Source organism: Limisphaera sp. 4302-co (assembly GCF_049537155.1).
In the GTDB taxonomy this organism is placed as follows: domain Bacteria; phylum Verrucomicrobiota; class Verrucomicrobiia; order Limisphaerales; family Limisphaeraceae; genus Limisphaera.
On record NZ_JBMVQZ010000014.1, the window covers coordinates 80,266 to 97,299 of the forward strand.

The 17,034-nt window shown below is 67.6% G+C and carries 16 protein-coding genes; 4 read left to right on the plus strand and 12 right to left on the minus strand.

The genetic code is table 11. The annotated features are described in order from the left end of the window. Position 1: 1 nt before the first annotated feature. From ACPDIX_RS13265 to ACPDIX_RS13315, 11 genes are all read right to left on the minus strand, one after another. Positions 2-502: a flagellar protein FlgN gene (locus ACPDIX_RS13265; protein ID WP_423432285.1), complete on the minus strand. Its 501-nt coding sequence runs from the start codon at positions 500-502 to the stop codon at positions 2-4. Then, the gene (locus ACPDIX_RS13270; RefSeq protein ID WP_423432286.1) at positions 499-957 is read right to left on the minus strand and encodes a rod-binding protein; all 459 of its coding nucleotides are present in this window, start codon (positions 955-957) and stop codon (positions 499-501) included. Before ACPDIX_RS13270 ends, ACPDIX_RS13265 begins: the two co-directional genes overlap by 4 nt. A gap of 3 nt (positions 958-960) precedes the next feature. Beyond that, positions 961-2,052 carry a flagellar basal body P-ring protein FlgI gene (locus tag ACPDIX_RS13275; RefSeq protein ID WP_423432287.1) on the minus strand — a complete coding sequence of 364 codons (1,092 nt, stop codon included), beginning with the start codon at positions 2,050-2,052 and terminating at the stop codon, positions 961-963. 213 nt (positions 2,053-2,265) lie between these two features. Beyond that, positions 2,266-2,907, minus strand: a complete 642-nt coding sequence (locus ACPDIX_RS13280; RefSeq protein WP_423432288.1) for a flagellar basal body L-ring protein FlgH — start codon at positions 2,905-2,907, stop codon at positions 2,266-2,268. Positions 2,908-2,909: 2 nt separating this feature from the next. Further along, positions 2,910-3,773, minus strand: a complete 864-nt coding sequence (gene flgA / locus ACPDIX_RS13285; protein ID WP_423432289.1) for a flagellar basal body P-ring formation chaperone FlgA — start codon at positions 3,771-3,773, stop codon at positions 2,910-2,912. A 2-nt stretch (positions 3,774-3,775) separates the two neighbouring features. Next, entirely contained in the window at positions 3,776-4,558 is a 783-nt protein-coding gene (flgG, locus tag ACPDIX_RS13290; RefSeq protein WP_423432290.1) for a flagellar basal-body rod protein FlgG, read from the minus strand. Positions 4,559-4,594: 36 nt separating this feature from the next. Then, positions 4,595-5,341: a flagellar hook-basal body protein gene (locus tag ACPDIX_RS13295; protein ID WP_423432291.1), complete on the minus strand. Its 747-nt coding sequence runs from the start codon at positions 5,339-5,341 to the stop codon at positions 4,595-4,597. 294 nt (positions 5,342-5,635) lie between these two features. After that, a complete protein-coding gene (locus tag ACPDIX_RS13300; protein ID WP_423432292.1) occupies positions 5,636-6,019 on the minus strand; it encodes an AAA family ATPase in 384 nt (127 codons plus the stop codon). Between the two features lie 150 nt (positions 6,020-6,169). Next, positions 6,170-6,802 (minus strand): nucleotidyltransferase family protein, encoded by a 633-nt coding sequence (locus ACPDIX_RS13305; protein ID WP_423432293.1) that lies wholly within the window; start codon positions 6,800-6,802, stop codon positions 6,170-6,172. 6 nt (positions 6,803-6,808) lie between these two features. Then, complete coding sequence (locus ACPDIX_RS13310; protein ID WP_423432294.1) at positions 6,809-9,055, minus strand: molybdopterin cofactor-binding domain-containing protein; 2,247 nt, start codon at positions 9,053-9,055, stop codon at positions 6,809-6,811. Next, positions 8,968-9,438: a (2Fe-2S)-binding protein gene (locus ACPDIX_RS13315; RefSeq protein ID WP_423432295.1), complete on the minus strand. Its 471-nt coding sequence runs from the start codon at positions 9,436-9,438 to the stop codon at positions 8,968-8,970. The genes ACPDIX_RS13310 and ACPDIX_RS13315 overlap by 88 nt, the downstream gene beginning before the upstream one ends. A 735-nt stretch (positions 9,439-10,173) precedes the next feature. Between ACPDIX_RS13315 and ACPDIX_RS13320 the strand changes: the two genes are divergently transcribed. The 4 genes from ACPDIX_RS13320 to ACPDIX_RS13335 all read left to right on the plus strand — a co-directional run bounded on the left by ACPDIX_RS13320 (position 10,174) and on the right by ACPDIX_RS13335 (position 16,568). Then, positions 10,174-11,631, plus strand: a complete 1,458-nt coding sequence (locus ACPDIX_RS13320) for an NADH-quinone oxidoreductase subunit N (RefSeq protein WP_423432296.1) — start codon at positions 10,174-10,176, stop codon at positions 11,629-11,631. 348 nt (positions 11,632-11,979) lie between these two features. Continuing rightward, a complete protein-coding gene (locus ACPDIX_RS13325; protein WP_423432297.1) occupies positions 11,980-14,973 on the plus strand; it encodes an ATP-binding protein in 2,994 nt (997 codons plus the stop codon). After that, complete coding sequence (locus tag ACPDIX_RS13330; protein ID WP_423432298.1) at positions 14,970-15,602, plus strand: response regulator; 633 nt, start codon at positions 14,970-14,972, stop codon at positions 15,600-15,602. Before ACPDIX_RS13325 ends, ACPDIX_RS13330 begins: the two co-directional genes overlap by 4 nt. Before the next feature lie 123 nt (positions 15,603-15,725). Continuing rightward, entirely contained in the window at positions 15,726-16,568 is an 843-nt protein-coding gene (locus ACPDIX_RS13335) for a histidinol-phosphatase HisJ family protein (protein WP_423432299.1), read from the plus strand. A 14-nt stretch (positions 16,569-16,582) separates the two neighbouring features. On the opposite strand, the gene ACPDIX_RS13340 is transcribed toward ACPDIX_RS13335, so the two are convergent. After that, a complete protein-coding gene (locus tag ACPDIX_RS13340; RefSeq protein ID WP_423432300.1) occupies positions 16,583-17,002 on the minus strand; it encodes a response regulator in 420 nt (139 codons plus the stop codon). Positions 17,003-17,034 lie beyond the last annotated feature (32 nt).

Sequence of the window (17,034 nt, forward strand, 5' to 3'; positions counted from 1 at the left end):
GTCAGCCCACGGCGTTGAAGAGGGTGGAAGGTGACCAGGGCCGGCCGGCGGATACCTGGCCGTTGTCGGCATAGGTCACGGGCGCGGATGGTGGCAGGAAGGCCGCCAGGAGTCGTTGCATGAGTTCCACGGCGCGGTGGAGGAGCAGATGGTTTTGGCGGGCGCGTTGCTGGACCCGGATGAGCAGGTCGTTGTTTTCCTGGACGAGCGCCTCGAGCAGGGGCCGGTAATCGGGCGGTATGCGGGCGAGGAGGTCGGAAAACGGCGCGGATTCGGGCAGGCCGAGTTCGCGTGCCAGTCGGCGCCGGCAGGCTTCGCGTTGATCGCGGGCGTGTTGAAGGGTCCGTGCCTGGGCCTGGATGGCGCCGACGGTTTGGAGGAGATCTTCGGAGCGCCGGTGGAGGACGCTGTCCTGCTGTTGCTCCAGCAGGGCGAGCATTTCGCCGTACTGTTGGAGTTCGTGGCGCAGGGCTTCGATGAGCTGTTGGAGCGGTTCGTTCATGTTTGCCAGAGCGCCTGGGCACCGCGCACCGGGGCTGGAGGTTGGGCCGGTCGCGGGCTGGGATCGCGGCCGGCGGGTGGCGTGGGAGGCAACACGTCGTCCATTCCCGGCGCGGCGGTGCCCGAAGGTGTGGTATGGGGACCCCGCGGTTGCGGGGTGAGTTGGGACTGCAGGGTTGCAGCCAGGCCGAGGGCGCCGCTGCGTGCGATGGCCTCGGCCAGGTGTTCGCAGAAAAGGTCGCGATAGATGGCGGAGGCGGCGGACTCCTCTTCGAGGGTGGAGGGGATGACGGGCTTCTGGGTTTCGCGGAGGATCTGACGCAGCAGCATGGCCTCGAACAGGCGGGCGGCCTCGGCCACCTTTTCTTCCTCGGACAGGCTCTTGCTGTGGGCGAGGTGTTCCAGCGGCGGCGGTGCGGTCGGACCCGTGATGGTGTGGATGGCTTCGAGGTTCATGGCTCAACGGATGACCAGTTCGGCCTGGAGTGCGCCGGCCTGTTTGAGGGCCTGGAAGATGGCCATCATGTCGCGCGGGGTGACGCCGAGGGAGTTGAGTGCGCTGGCGACCTGTTCGACGGTGGGCAGTTCGGGTAGCGGGACCATGCCGGCCTTGTTTTCGGTGACCTCGGTGGTGGTGCTGGGTGTGACGACGGTGGATCCTGTGCCGAGGGGGTTGGGCTGGGAGACCTGGAGGGTGGAGGCGACGTTGATGGTGATGTTGCCGTGCGAGATGGCGCACGGGGAGATGCGGATGCGTGAGGTGGCGACGATGGTGCCGGTGCGTTCGTTGATGATGATGCGGGCCGGGATGTCGGGCTGGACTTCGACGGTCTCGATGTGGGCGATGAAATCCACGGGCCGATCGCGCCAGGTGTCGGGGAGGGTGACCCGGACGGTGGTGGCATCCACCGCCTCGGCCAGGTTGGTGAAGAGGTTGTTGATGGCGGCGGCGATGCGGGAGGCGGTTGTGAAGTCGGGTTCACGGAGCAACAACTCGATGGCGTTGTCCCGGACGATTTCGGTGGGGATTTCCCGTTCGACGAGTGCACCGCCGATAATGGTGGCGACGGTGGGATGGTTTTTGGTGACGGTGGCGCCGCCGGGGCCGCCGGGGCCGCCGGTGAACCCGCCGACGGCGACCGGGCCCTGGGCGACGGCGTAGACCCGGTTGTCCGCGCCGAGCAAGGGGGTTTGGAGGAGGACACCGCCCTGAAGGGATTTGGCATCGCCCATGGAGGCCACCTGCACGTCCAGGCGGGTGCCGGGTTTGGCGAAGGCGGGGATGTCGGCCGTGACCATGACCACGGCGACGTTCTTGGCGGAGAGGGTGGTGGGCGGGACGTTGATCCCGTACCGCTGGAGCATGTTGGCGATGGTTTGTTTGGTGTAGACGGGATCCTTGTCGCCGTCGCCTGCCAGGCCGACGACGAGGCCGAAGCCGACGAGCTGATTGTCGCGGGCGCCGGCGATCATGGCCAGGTCGCGCACGCGCACGCCGGCTGCCGGGGCCGAGAGGGGCAGGAAACCCGGCAGGAGCAGCAGGAGGCTCATGAGGCTGGTGGCACACCAGCGGTTCCAGCGCCTGCGGGCCCAGCGGAGGCCGGGCAGGGACCGTTGGGGCTCGCCGGCCGGTGCCGGGGGCAGGGGATCAGGCTGCGGGATCAGTGTGCTCCAAAGATGTTGGCGCCCCGGGCCGGCGGCCGACCGGGTTGCCGGCGGGGTCGGTGTGGAGCGGGGATGGGAGCCCGGGAGGAGCATGAGGTTTCAGAAGGGGGTGATTTTGTCCCAGAGGCGGCTGAACCAGCCTTTGCGTTGGGTGTCTGTGAGTGTGCCCTTGCCGACGATTTCGATTTTGGCGTCGGCGATGTTGTAGCTGTAGACGGTGTTGTTGGGCAGGACGTCTTCGGGCCGGACGATGCCGCGCAGGACCATGGTCTGGAGCTCGCGGCCGACGACGGTTTCGCGGCGTCCTTCGATGATGAGGTTGCCGTTGGGGAGGACCTCGATGACCTGGACGGCGGCGCGGGCGGTGATTTGTTCGGAATTGGCCACGCTACCGCCGCCGGTGAACTGGTTTTTGCTGCCCCACTTCAGGGCGGGTAATTCGCCCCGCTTGGTGAGCAACGAACTGGCGTTGGGACTGTAGAAGAAGGCGCTCAGGCCGGCGTCCATGGACGACTCGCGGGCGGTGCTGGTTTTGTTGTCCTTGGCGGTGGTGGTGCTTTCCTGCACGAGGACGGTGAGGACGTCGCCGACGGCCAGGGCGCGTTTGTCGGCGAACATGGAGCGGGCGCGCTCGTCCTTCCAAAGGGACTGGGCGGGGAGCGCCGGCGCGGCCAGCGCGAGTGCCAGGGCCGCGGGGAGCAGCGAACGATGGACGGAGTGGGCGGAGAGGAAGGGTTTCATGGTCAGAGCGACACTTGAACGGTTTGGGCGTCCACGACGCGGGCGTGGAGGTCGCGTCGGCTGAGGGGGTTGCGGACGCGGATGATCTGGCCGGGCGCACCTTCTTCGAGGACCTCGACCCTGAGGGTGATGCGGAGGGCGCCGTCTTCCAGAACGGCTTCGGCGGTTTGACCGCGGCGGACGACGGGGCGGGGCCGGAGTGCGCGTGCCAGAACGGGTGCGCCCGCAGGGACGACGTCGCAGAATTCCAGTTCCACCGGGCCGGGATTGTCGAGGTTGGCTGGTTTTTCGCGCAGGGTGATGACGTCGCGGCGTTCGCGGGCCAGTTCCGCCTCGCCCAGCGGCGTGCCGCGTCGGATGGTGGAACGTGCCACCCAGACTTCTTTCCAGAGATGCATTTGAACGGCTGTCTGCCAGGCGCCGATGGGCTTGTCGCCGGCCCGAAGTTCGAAACGGAGGATAGACTGGGGCGCCAGGCCGGTGGCCGGAAAGTTCAACAGAACGAGCGAAAGCGGTTGATTGGGGGCCTTGACCGCGGTCCAGGGCCGCAGCAGTTGCACCTCCAGTTCTCCGGCTTCCGGACCGACCCGCTCCTGGAGGGCTTGAGTGAGCAACTCGGTGAGTTCTTCGCTGCCGATCGTGCGCCATTCCGGTGTGGCAGGGGACGGGGAAGCGGGCGCGGAAGCCTGGGCCTTCTCCGACGGGGGGATCTGCGCGGCGGCGATCGGCCGGGGATCGGGCTCGCCGGCTCGGAGGGAGCCGGCGAACCCGACATCCAGGCAGGCACAGCAAATGAGCGTAACGGTCCAACCGGCGAGGGACCGGGTCTGGCGGATGAGAGTCGGGCGCATCGGAGCAAGGGACATGGTCAACGGCGGATGTTGTTGGCCTGTTGCATCATTTCGTCGGCGGCCTGGACCGCGCGCGAATTCACCTCGTAGGCGCGCTGGGCCAGGATGAGGTTGACCATTTCCTCGACCACCTTGACGTTGGAGAGCTCGAGGTATCCCTGCTCGAGTTCGCCGAAGCCGTTTTCGCCCGGGTTTCCCAGCTCGGGCGGGCCGGAGGCGAGGGTTTCACGGAAGAGATTGCGCCCGAGGCTCTCGAGTCCGGCCGGGTTGTTGAAGCGAACCAACTGCACGCGGAAGGTGGTGTTGCCGTTGGGCCCGCTGTAGGTGACCTCCCCGTTGGGGGAGATGGTGATGTTGGTGGTGCCCGGTGGGACCGCTTGGAAGCCTCCGAGGAGGGTGAAACCCTCGCTGGTGACAATGCGGCCGTCCGAGGCCACCTTGAAGGCACCGGCGCGGGTGTAGGCCCGGGTGCCGTCCGGCAACTGGACCTCGAAGAAGCCATCCCCCTGGATGGCGACGTCGAGTCGTTCGCCGGTCTGGGTGAGTTCACCCGTGGTGAAGATACGGGCGGTGGCCACGGGCCGTGCGCCCTGGCCCACCTGCAGTCCGGTGGGCAAAAGGTTGCCCTGGCCGCTTTCGGAGCCCGGGGCGCGCAGGGTTTGATAGAGGAGTTCCTGGAACTCGACCTTGCTCTTCTTGAACCCCGTGGTGTTGACGTTGGCGAGGTTGTTGGCGATGACGTCGAGGTTCAACTGCTGGGCTTCCATCCCGGCGGCGGCTGAGTACAGGGCACGCAACATGGCGACCTCACGAGGATCGGCGGTTCAGGTTCAGGTTCAACCCGGGTTACCCAGTTCGGCGATGATTCGGCCCATGCGTTCGTCCTGCGTCTGAAGGACGCGTTGATTGGCTTCGAAGAGGCGCAGGCTGGTGAGCAGGCTGGCCATCTCGGTCAGGGGCGAGATGTTGGAGGATTCCCGCGCTCCCTGGATGATCCGGGATCGTGTGGCCGGCTGCGGAAGCAGCGCCGGATCTTCCGGTACGAACCATCCGCCCGGCAGGGCACGCAACCCCTGTGGGTTGGTGAACTCGACCAGGCGCAGTCGAGCGCGCACCTCGGCGCCCTGAAGGACCTGGCCGTCCGGGGTGATGGTGATGGCATCGGCCCGACGCGGGTCCAGTTGGACCGGGCCGTTTTCGCCCATGACGCGGAGTCCCTGGTAATTGACCAGGTACCCTTGGGCGTCGAGGCGGAACTGACCGCGACGTGTGTAGGCGAGGGTGCCGTCGGGCAGTTGCAGCTCAAAAAAACCGGGTCCTTCGATGGCCAGGTCGGTCGGTGACTGTGAAGGGGTGATCTCGCCCTGGGTAAAGTTGGTGGCGACGGAAAGGCGCGGGATGTGGAAAAGGTTGCCGGGGGCCTGCGGTGCGCCGGAGGCGAACCCTGCCGGCACGGAGGACAGGGAGGTCTCCAGGCGCCGCGCGGCCGGGACCGCGCTGAGGGCCAGGTTTTGTGAGATGACCTCCTGGGCCCGCGCCTGGGCATTCATGGCGGCTGCGGCCTGGTAAAGGCTCACATTCATTGCACCCCACGTGCGGAGCAACGCATGTGCCAGGCGTGGTTTCCCTCGGTTTCTGAAGGGTGACAGGGGGTTGTGACGGAAAAAGCTGCCAGGTGGCGGTGCAGAGTTTGCCGGAAAGCCCTGCCGCAGCTTCACCGTGGCCGGATGCGGGAAAATGCCCGCCGCGACGAGCTGCCCGGTGGAAGACCGCGCCTGACGCTGTCAGAGGGTTAGGAGGACTGGGGCTCAGTCGCAACCGAGCGGGTTGATGCTCACAGGGCGGAAGGTGTCAGGTGGGGCAAGGTCGGAGAGGCATCAAAGCCTCAGGACACGCACCGGCCCGCGCAGGCCCTCGGCAGCCAGCTGCTTGGCTTGGCGGGAATGGGGCGTGATCCAATCTTCCAGGTTGACTGCTTCGCCGTTCAGGACGACGCGGCTTTTTCCGTCGCGCCAGATGCCACCCATGCCGTGTCCGAGGTAGACGTCGAGGAAGGCGGGCACCCGGCGCGCCCAATCCATGCCGTGTTTGCGAAGCTGGTCGTGGATCGGCCCGGTGTCGAGCGCCAGCTTGAGAAACTGGAGAAAGATGCTTTTGCCGCTGGCTTGAGGGCCCACCAGGACGGTGAGATCCCCGAACTCAACCTCGGCGGTGCGAATCTGGCCGATGTGATGCAGTGCCAGGGATTTCAACGTGTTCATCACGCTGCGCCCAGCCTGATGCTTGAGCAGGAGGATCGTCAACCGTGTTGTGGAGGTTCCACCCTGGATGAACGTGGGCAGAGATCCTCCCTGGTTGCATCCTCGCGTGGGCTGTTTGCAGGGAAGGATCCCGGTGCGTTTGCAAGTGATTCAGGTGGAAGAACCGTTCGGCGCCGCCCCGGCGGGGTTCCGGGATCGGAGCATTTGAGCACACAAACGCTGATAATCCTCAGGAGTGTCGAGATCGAGGCAGGGAGAGGGGTCGGGCGCGGGCCATTCTAACAGTTCGTTCGCATGGGCTTGGAGCAGTCCGCGCAGCCCCACGCCGTCGTGAGAATTCAGGACCTCTGATTTCAATGCGGCATCGAAGACCAGCGGATGTCCGCGCCGGCCCTCCCAGACGGGCACGGTGATGCGGGCATGGCGCTTTTGATGCGCCTCGAGCAGGGCGCGGATCAGCGGGGCGTGCAGCCCGGGCAGATCGGCCGGACTGACGAGGAACGTCCGCACGTCGGGTGGTGCGGCGCGCAGGCCGGATCGAACCGACTGGAGCATCTCGCTTTCCGGGTCGGGGTTGACTGCCCAACAGACCGGCAACCCGTCCAGGGTGGCGCGCAGCGGTTGACTCTGGTCGCCGGTCACGACGATGAGGCTTTCGACACCGGCCTGGTGAAAGGCTTCCGTCACGGCGCGCAGGACGGTGGTCCGGCCCCAGGGGAGCATCAGCTTGGGCATGCCCATCCGGCGGGAACGCCCCGCAGCCAGGAGGATGGCGCATCTCATGAAGACTCAGCCGGTGGCGTCCCAGCGAATGGGCATCTGGCGGATGCGTCTGCCGGTGGCGCGGGCGACGGCGTTGGCGATGGCGGGCGCCACCGCGACGATGGGTGTCTCTCCTGCGCCGGCCGGGGGCAGGTCGGGCCGGTTCAGGAGATGGACCTCGATCTCGGGCAGGTCCGACAAACGCGGCACACGGTAACGGCTGAGCGCGGCGTTGGCGGGGCGTCCGTTGGCAAAACGGACCTCCTCCCACAGGGCGGGGCCCAGTCCCATGAGGATGCAACCCTCCACCTGTGCGCGCAGGTTGTCGGGGTTGACGACGGCACCGCATTCGAAGACCTGGCAGATGCGGCGCACTTCGATGCGGCCGGCCGCGGTGTCCACGGCGACCTCCACGCAGGCGGCGACGTAGGAACCTTTCTCGGTGCCGCAGGCCAGCCCCCGGCCCACACCGGGCGAGGTGGAGGGTCGGCGTTCGTTCCAGCCAAAGCGCCGGGCTGCTTCTTCGAGGACGGTGCGGAGCCGGCCCGGTGGCAGGTGGCGCAGCCGAAACTCGAGGGGATCGGCCCCGGCGAGGGCTGCCAATTCGTCCATGGCGGATTCGCGTGCGAAGTGATTGGCCGTGGCAGCCAGGGCCCGGTAGGAACCCTGCCGCAACGGGCTTCGCGCGGGGATGTAGCGGCAGTGGGTGTGCGGGATGTCGTAGGGTGTGTCCAGGGCGGCGCGGCCGGAATTGAGATTGAGAAAGTGCCAGCAAACGATCCGGCCCGAGGTGTCCAGGGCCGCCTCCACGTCAATGACGGCGGCCGGGCGGAAGTAGGCCCAGGTGAATTCTTCTTCGCGGGTCCAGTGGACGAGCACGGGACGGCCGGCGGCGCGGGCCAGGCGCGCGGCTTCCATCCCGGCTTCGGCGGTGTGTTTGCCGCCAAAGCCGCCGCCGAAATCGGGCACCACCACGCGGACGTTGGACTCCGGCAGGTCGAGTGCACGGGCCAGTTCACGGCGACAACCGAAGGGATTCTGGGTGCCCAATGCGACGGTCACGCGGTCACCTTCCCATTCGGCGAGTGCGGCCCGGGTTTCCATGGGCACGTGCTGGACGTAGGCGACGTGATAGGTGGTACGGAGGCGTTGGGCTGCGGTTTCCCAGATTTGCCGGAACGGATTGCCCGGCGGGGATTCTTCCAGCTGCCCGCGAAGGTGCCGGTCCAAGGTGCGGCTGGAGGGAGCGTTGGCGGGTTCGGTCCACCGTGCGGTTTCTGCCAGGGCGGCGAGTGCACGGCGGGCCTCGGCCGAGGTGGGGGCGGCGACTCCGACGAACTCGCCCTCCCGGACGGCAATCACACCGGGGACGGCGCGTTCGGCGGCCTGCAGGTCCACGGATTCAAGTTGGGCACCCCAGGCGGGCGGGCGCAGGACGGCGCCGTACAACATGCCGGGCCGGCGCAGGTCGGAGGGATACCGATGTGCGCCGGTGACGATGTCGGATGCGTTCGGCCGTGCCAGGCTGTGTCCCATGATCTGCCAGTGGGCGGGCTCGGTCAGGGTCACGTTCTCAGGGGCCGGGCTCGACCATGCGGGGTCCCGGGCTGTCAGCCGGGCGGCGTCGGCATAGGTGAAGCGGAGGTCTTGGTGCGGATGACGGACCTGCCCGTTTTCCACGGTCAGGACGGAGGGTTCGATCTCCCATTGCCGGGCCGCCACACGGCAAAGCCATTCGCGTGCGGCGGCGGCGGCGCGGCGCACCTGCGGCAGGGTGGAAGGTGTGGTCCGGCTTCCGGCGGTGATGCCGTCGTCCGGAGTCTCGTGCGTATCGGCCAGCAGGGCGCGCACGGTGTGGGGCGGCACGCGGAGTTCCTCGGCTGCGGCCTGGAGGATCTCGGCCCGTGCGCCCTGGCCGCACTCCACCTTGCCGCAAAACACCGTGATGGAACCGTCTTCGCCAAGGTGAAGTCGTGCACCGAGCGGGAGTTGATCACCCCGGGAGCCGCGGCTTCGGGCCTGGGCGTGCACACCGGATTCGGTGACCACCCAGAGGACTCCGGCACCCAACCATTGGAGGAACTGCCGCCGGGTGCATCCTGTGGGTGCAGAGTGGAGGCCATCCGCAGGAGCAGCGGTTGGACCGGACGCAGGGGTCGGAAATGAAGAGGGACGTTCCATGGTTGTCAACGTTGCCAGAGCCGGGCTGCGCGATGGACGGCACGAAGGATGCGGGGATAGCCGCAGCACCGACAGAGGTTGGCATTGAGCCATTGGCGAATTTCGGCGTCGGTGGGCCGGGGTCGCCGTTCCAGCAGGGCAACCGTGGAAAGGATCATGCCCGGGGTGCAATAACCGCACTGGAAGGCCTGTTCGTCCAGGAACGCTTGTTGGACGGGGTGGAGTTGCCCGTTGCGGGCCAGCCCCTCGATGGTGAGGATGGAACGGCCGGCGGCCTTTTCGATCGGGAAGGTGCATGCGTGTTCGCGGTTGCCATCCACGAGCACGGTGCAGGCGCCGCACTGGCCTTCGCCGCAGCCGTACTTGGTGCCGGTGAGTTCGAGGTCTTCGCGGAGGACCTCCAGGAGCGGTCGGTCTGGTTCGGAGCGGACCGTGTGGCGTTGGCCGTTGATGGTGAGTTCAAACTGGCGTTTCATGGAAGCATCCCGGCGAGCCGGGGACCGGTTGGCATCGGGCGATCGGACCGGGAACGCGATCCGGCCACGGGCGGTCCGAACCCTGCCCCGGCTGAAAGTTTAGGAGACCCGGCGCGCTGCGGCAAACGGATTCGCCGGGACCATTTCGTCCCGGGTCTGGCTCCGGGAAACAACCTCCGAGCTGGCGGGGACGGGTCGGGGGTCGAACGTGCCCCGGGCTTGCGGCTTGGCAAAGGGCGGTCGGACCGCCCCGGCAGCGGGCAAGGCTCCGACCTTGTCCGGGCCGGGCAAGCTCCGGGAGGCGCAGATCAGGACGGATTTCCGCGGCGAGAAAACGAGGCCACTTTATTTGACACGGGCAGGTTTCTGACCCAAGTACGGGTGGGCAAACGGGCGGTCCGGGCTTTTTCCGCGGTTTGTCCGGGAGGAGGCGGGGAGGGCCGGTGCGGGTGGAAGAACGCACCGGCCCTCTGTTTTGCGGCGGGAGCGGCCGAGCGCGGGTGTGGCGGCGTTCCTTGGCTGCGCCGCCGTTTCCGGGCGGGATGTTTGGCGTGTGTACCCAGCGGCTCGGCCGCCGATTGCGGCGCGCCACGAGCAGAGTGCCGCGGCGCGGTGTGAGGTGCGAGGGGCCGGAGGTCCGCGGAGGTCCGGTAGCCGGGTGGCGGGGCTGGGGACGCGTCATTGACCTGCGTGTGTGGTTTTGCGAGGCTGGGTGGGTCTGTTTTGGGGGTGCCGATGAACATCGGGTTGTTGACCCACGAGATGGCGGTATTGGGATTGGGCGTGTTGCTGCTGCTGGCGGATCTTTGGTTGCCGGCGCGGCACCGGCGTGCGTTGGGTTGGGCAGCGGCGGCGGGGTTGGGGGCCCTGCTGGTGCTGAGCTGTGCGGGGTTTTTCGGTCTGGACGCCACGGGGACGGCTTTTGGCGGGATGTTTGTGCAGGACGGGCTGGCCCTGTTTTTCAAACGGTTGTTTCTGCTGACGGGTGCGTTGGTCTTGTTGATGGCGGTGGAGTATGCGGACCGGTTCCGGGGCGGTGTGTCGGAGTACTTTGTATTGGTGCTGGTCGCGCTTGTGGGGATGATGTTGGCGGCCTCGGCGCGGGACCTGGTGTTGTTGTTTGTGTCCGTGGAGCTGATGACGGTGACGTTCTATGTGTTGACGGCGTACGAACGGACGCGGCGGGCATCGGTGGAGGCGGGGGTGAAGTATCTGATTCTGGGGGCGCTGTCGTCGGCTTTTTTGGTGTTGGGGATTGCCTTGTTGTGGGGCACCACCGGCCGGTTGCAGTTCCCGGAGCTGGCGATGGTGTCGGCCCGGTACAGCGAGCATCCGCTGTTTCTGGCGGGGGCGGCGCTGGTCTTCTCGGGTCTGGGTTTCAAGCTGGCGGCGGTGCCGTTCCAGGTATGGGCGCCCGACGTGTATGAGGGATCGCCCACGCCGACGACGGCCCTGTTGGCAGCGGGGTCGAAGGCCGCCGGGATGGTCCTGCTGTTGCGCCTTTTTTTCACGGGGCTGCCGGGTCTTTGGGAGCGGGCGGAGGTGATGACGCTTCTGATGGCTGTGGCGGGCGCCACGATTTTGTACGGTAACCTTTGTGCGCTGGCCCAGCGGAACGTGAAACGGTTGTTGGGTTATTCGAGCATTGCGCATGCGGGGTATTTGCTGCTGGGGGTGTGCGCGTTGAGCGGGGCCGGGCAATCGGCCGTGCTGTATTATCTGGTGGCGTATGCCCTGACAGTGGTGGGGGCTTTCACCGTGGTGGCACTGGTGCTGCGGCATACGGGTGGCGACGATGTCTCGGGCCTGGCCGGTCTGCACCAGCGTTCGCCGTTTCTGGCCGCGACGGTGGCCCTGGCCATGATCTCCCTGGCGGGCGTGCCGCCGTTGGCCGGATTCTTCGGGAAGTTTTTGTTGATCCGCTCGGTGCTCGAACAGACGGCGTTGCACCCTGGTTACGGTGTGCTGGCGGGGGTGGCGCTGGTGGGCGTGGTGATTTCGATTTACTACTATTTCCGCGTGGTGCGAACGATCTATTGGGAGGCCGCGCCGGAGACGGCCCAGCCGGTGGTCCTGCCCCAACCGCTGCGGTTCTCGGCGGCGCTGTGTCTGGTGGGCATGCTTTACCTGGGATTGTTCCCCGGGCGGGTGCTGACCTGGGCGGAACATGCGGCACGGGCCCTGGCGTTCTGAGGGGTGTCGGGCAGTCGGCCTCGCCGGTGCCGGACGTGTGCGGGGTGGTGCTCTGGCGGACTTCACTTGGCGGCGCCCCGGGGGGTTTTCCATGATTGGCGTGTGCTCGGGTTGAACCACGCGGGCCGGACATTCGGCGCGGTGCGGCGACTTCGTCACGAGCCGCCCCGGCGGCAGGAGTCGAGCTTGGGCAGCGTGCTCTTTCCGGGTCGGCGCGTTCCGGGTGCAACGAGGGGCGTGGGGTTCACGACGCTCAGGTTGTTGGCGCTGGCCGCGGCTTTTCCGCCAGCCCCGGCGGCGGATGATCCCGGGCCGAGTGGCTCCTCTGTGTTCGGACCTCCCGGGGGCGTGGAAGTTGTGGAGATCGGCGGGACGGTCTTGTGGGCGGATGCGGGGGCTCATCGGCTCATTGTGTGGGACGGAGGGCGGGTGCGGCTTTGGGAGACCGACTGGGGCGGAGCAAGATGGAAACCGGGGACAGGCGTTCGAGGTCGAGGGGTGGCACTGGTGGAGGGGCGGGGCGACTGGACGCGTGTGGGGCCCTTGGACTGGGTGGTGGACAATGACGGTGTACATGCGGCGACGGTGAAATCCGGCCGTGTGTTTCTGCCGGCGGGCCGGCATCCGTTCCGATTGGAATGGTTCAACGCGGCGGATGCCCTGGAGTTGGAGCTGGAATGGCAAGGTCCCGGGGGCCGGTCCGGGGCGATCCCTGCGGATCGCTTCTGGCATCGAGCTGCGGGTGTCTCGGGCTCGTGGCGTCCGGGTCTGCGATACGCGGTGTTTGCCGCGGCGGGGGAACGCCTTCCGATGTTTTCGGGCAACGCGACCCTGTTGGCCACCGGGGTCTGCGCGGGGGTTACGCTCGAGATGTTGCCCCACCGGGAGCAGGTGGCGGTGGTGTTCGAGGGATTCCTGGAGGTGCCGGCGGCGGGCGTGTGGGAGTTTCGGCTGCTCTCCGACGACGGGAGCCGGCTGCGGGTGGGCGAACGGGCGTTGGAGTGGGAGGTGGTGGGGCAGGGTTTGTTGCCGACGCCGCGGCGGGTCTGGCCGGGCGAACCACTGGAGGCCGGTGCGCAACCGTTTTGGGCGGTGGTGGAAGGTCGGGTGCGATGGGCGGCGCGGTCCGATGGTGTCCAAGTGATGGAGCTGGAGGCGGGTTCGGGCCGGATCCGGGTGGAGGTGGCGTCGGAGGGTGCTGAGGAACCGGAGGCTTGGAAGGGGCGATGGATGCAGGTGACCGGGGTGTGTCTGCCGGTCCGGGGTGCGGAGGGACCGCCGGTGGCGGGTCGGCTGCTGGTCGGGGACGCTGCGTCGTGTGAGGTGCGGGAAGAGGCCGGGGTTCAAGCGGAAGCGGGGCAGCCGTTGGTGTTGGAGACTGCGGCCGAGGTGCACGGGCTGAGGCGGGAAGAGGCGGCCCGGGGACATCGCGTGCGGTTGAGAGGCACGGTGACCTGTGTGTTGCCCGAGCACCAGGCGGTGGTCATTCAGGATCCGACGCGCGGGTTGTACGTGGTGGACCGCTCCGGGCGGGGGGAAGGGCTGCCGCGGCTGGGCGACTGGGTGGAGGTGGAGGGCAGGACCGATCCGGGTTTGTTTGCGCCGATGGTGTATGCGGATCGGGTGGAAGTGCGCGGGACGGGTCCGTGGCCGGAGCCGGTGGCGGCGGATTGGGAACCGTTGGCCAGCGGCAGCCTGGATGCGCAATGGGTGGAGTTGCGGGGATGGGTGACCGCGGTGCGGAGCAATGGTGTCTCCCTGCTGATGCGGGAAGGGCTGCTGGAGGTGGAGTTGCGGCTGCGGAACGGCGTGGTCCCGCCCCCGGTGGCGTGGGAAGACGCGCTGGTGCGGATGCGGGGATGTTTGTTTGCCTCCTGGGATTATCAGACCCACCAGGTGCGGGCGGGCACGGTCCGGTTGTACGCCGCGGAGGTGTGGGTGGAACAACCGCCGCCGCGGGATCCGTTCGATGTGCCGCTGAAGGGTGTCGCGGCCCTGCGGTTGTTCGATCCGGGTGCGGGCCTGTTCCAGAGGGTGCGGGTGCGCGGGCGACTGAGCCTGCAGGACGGGCGCGAGCTGTTCCTGAGCGACGGGGGATCCGGTGTGCGTGCGTGGCTGAGGGAAGACCCGGGTCCTTTGGCCCCGGGTCTGGAGGTGGAGTTGTCGGGCTTCCCGGATGTGGCAGGTCCCGGAGCGCCGGTGTTGCGGCATGCATCGGTGCGTGTGTTGGGGCGGGGCACGTTGCCCGAACCGGAGAGCCTGCCGGAAGGCGAGTGGGAACCGGCGGTTTGGGATGCGCGGCGGGTTCGACTGGAGGGTGTCTGGGTGGAGAGCCGCCGGTTGGAACGCGGCTGGCTGCTGGTGTTGCAGCGGGGATGGCGCACACTGCCGGTGCGGTGGGTTCGGGAGGATGCACCACCGGAAGTGGCACCGGGGAGTCGCGTGGCGGTGACGGGTGTGTTGGCGGTGACACCGGCCGGGGTTCCGGGTTGGGGCCGGCCGGGAGGGTTCGAACTTCGGATGGGAGCGGCCGACGGATGGCTCTTACTGGCGCGCCCGCCTTTTTGGACGCTGGAACGGTTGCTGGTGGCGGTGGGGGTTCTCGCCGGAGTGTTGCTGCTGGCCACGCTGTGGATCACGCAACTGCATCGCCAGGTGGAGCGCCGCGGTGCGGCGCTGGAACGCGAGATCCGTGCGCGCCAACGACTGGAGCAGCAGCAGGCATTGGAACAGGAGCGGGCCCGGGTGGCGCGTGATCTGCACGACGAGTTGGGCTCGGACCTGACGGAGATCTCGATGTTGCTGGCACGGGCGCAGTCGCCGCAGGCGACACCGGAGCGTGCCAGGGAGTATCTGACCCAGGCGGCGCAGAAGGCGCGGCAGATGGTCACGGCGCTGGACGAGATCGTCTGGGCGATGAACCCGCGACACGACTCCCTGGGGTCGCTGATCAGTTACCTGTGTGTGCATGCGGACCGGTTCCTGGGCTTGGCGGGGATTGCCTGGCGGTTGGAAGAGGGGCAGGCCCCGGCGGATCTGCCGGTGGACTCGCCGCGGCGGCATCATCTTTTTCTGGCTTTCAAGGAGGCGCTCACCAACGTGGTGCGACATGCGGGGGCGACCGAGGTACGCTTTCGGCTCGACGTGGAGGGGGACCGGCTCATTCTGACGGTTCGCGACAACGGGCGCGGGTTGCCGGCGGATCGGACGGCACCGGGAAGGGATGGGCTGGTCAATCTGCGCGCGCGTTGCGAAAAGTTGGGCGGCCGGTTGGAGGTGGAAAGTGCGGCCGGGGAAGGCACCACCTTGCGGTTCTGTCTGCCACTGGGCCAGCGGTCATGACCAAGGTAGCGATCGTGGAGGACAACCGGGTGATCCGGGAAAGCCTGGCGGAGTTCGTGGAAGCGGATCCCGAGTTCCGGGTGGTCTGTACCTGCGCCACCGCGGAGGAGGCCCTGCGGTTGCTTCCGCGGCACGGGCCGGACATCGTGCTGATGGACATTCAACTGCCCCAGCAGTCGGGCATCGAGTGCACGGCCCGGCTCAAGCAACTGCTGCCGGAGGTGCAGATCATCATGGTGACCGTGTACGAGGACACCGACCGGATTTTCAAGGCGCTGCGGGCGGGTGCGTGCGGGTATTTGTTGAAACGGTGCACGCCGGAGGAACTGCGGGCGGCGATCCGGGAGGTTTGCCAGGGCGGCGCCCCCATGTCGCGCGAGATCGCGCGCAAGGTGATCGCGTCCTTTCAGGAGCCGGTGACGGCGGCGGCGCAGGTGGCGGAATTGTCGCCGCGGGAGCGGGAGATTCTCGAACTGGTTGCGGCCGGCCATCCGAACAAGGAAATCGCGGCGCGCCTGGGGCTGACCGACGGGACGGTGCGGTGGCACCTGCGGCACGTGTATCACAAGCTGCACGTGCGTTCGCGGATGGAGGCGGCTTTGAAGTTTCGATCGGCCACGGGCGGCTGACCGGCAACCGCCCCGCCGGACGGGATGGCCCGATCCCCGCCCCTGCCGGGGGCGCGGGCGCCCGGCCCGGGGATGACCCCTGGAGCTTGCACCGGCGAAGACGGCGGGGGAGACTTCGTGCCCATGGAGTGGCCTGCGGACTACCACATGCACACGCCGTTGTGCCGGCATGCTCGGGGGGAACCGGTGGAGTATGCCCTGCGGGCCCGGGAGCTGGGCCTGCGCGAGATCGGATTCACCGACCATGCCCCGATGCCGCGCGACGATTTCGACGACTGGCGGATGCACGCCTCCGAGTTGGACGGGTACGTTGCCCGGGTGGAAACGGCGCGGCGCGCCGTGCCGGAGGTGAAGATCCGGCTCGGACTGGAGGTGGATTACCTGCCGGGCCTGGAGCCCTGGATCCGGGACCTCGCGGCGCGGCATGCATGGGATTATCTCATCGGCTCGGTGCATTATGTGGGCGAGGATTGGGCGATTGATCATCCCCAGCAGGTCTCGCGCTGGGATCGGAGTGAGCCGGGCGCGGTCTGGCGGGCCTACTTGGAACGGTTGCGCGCCGCGGCGGCCAGCGGGCTGTTCGACGTGCTCGGGCACGTGGATCTGCCGAAGAAATTCGGGCACCGTCCGCCGCCGGATCTGGTGCCGGCGTGGCGGGAGGTCTTCGAGGCGGCGCGATGCGCGGGCTGCGCCATCGAAATCAACACGGCGGGTCTGCGCAAACCGTGCGCTGAGATTTACCCCGCGCCGAACCTGCTCCGGTTGGCTTGCGAAACGGGCGTGGAACTGACGTTCGGATCGGACGCCCATGCGCCCGAGGAAGTGGGGGCGGGCTGGGACGAGGCGATCCGCTGGGCGCGGGCGGCGGGTTACCGGGAGTGGGTGCGGTTTGACCGGCGGCAAAAGAGCCGGGTGTCCCTGCCCGAGGTCAGCGCGCCCGCGACCGAGTGGCCATGGAAAGGGTGAAGCGTAAGAGCGGATCAGGCGGATGCGCCTGCCGGGGCGCCGCCGGTGTTCAAGGCCGATGCGATGGTGCCGAGCAGCTTGTCGTGGTCAATGGGTTTTTGGAAGAAGGCCACGGCACCGATCTGCCTGGCCTTGTCCTGATGTTTGGCGGGATCGTCGGCGGAAATGATGATCACCGGCTTGTGCCAGTCCTGATAAAGCCGCTCCAACCACTGGACCAGGGTGAACCCGCTCCATTCCGGTCCCTCGACCGGGGAGCTGGGGAGGTGGATGTCCACGATGAGCAGGTCGGGATTCTGCGTGCGGACGAGCCGCAGCGCGGTTTCGGCATCGGTGGCGCTGAGCGGTTCGAATCCGCCCGCCTCGAGTTTGATGCCCAGGGCCTTTACCACGACCGGGTCGTCGTCCAGGATGAGGATTTTTTTCCTGTTCATGCTGTGAACCTCAGTACGCCGTCCGCCCACCC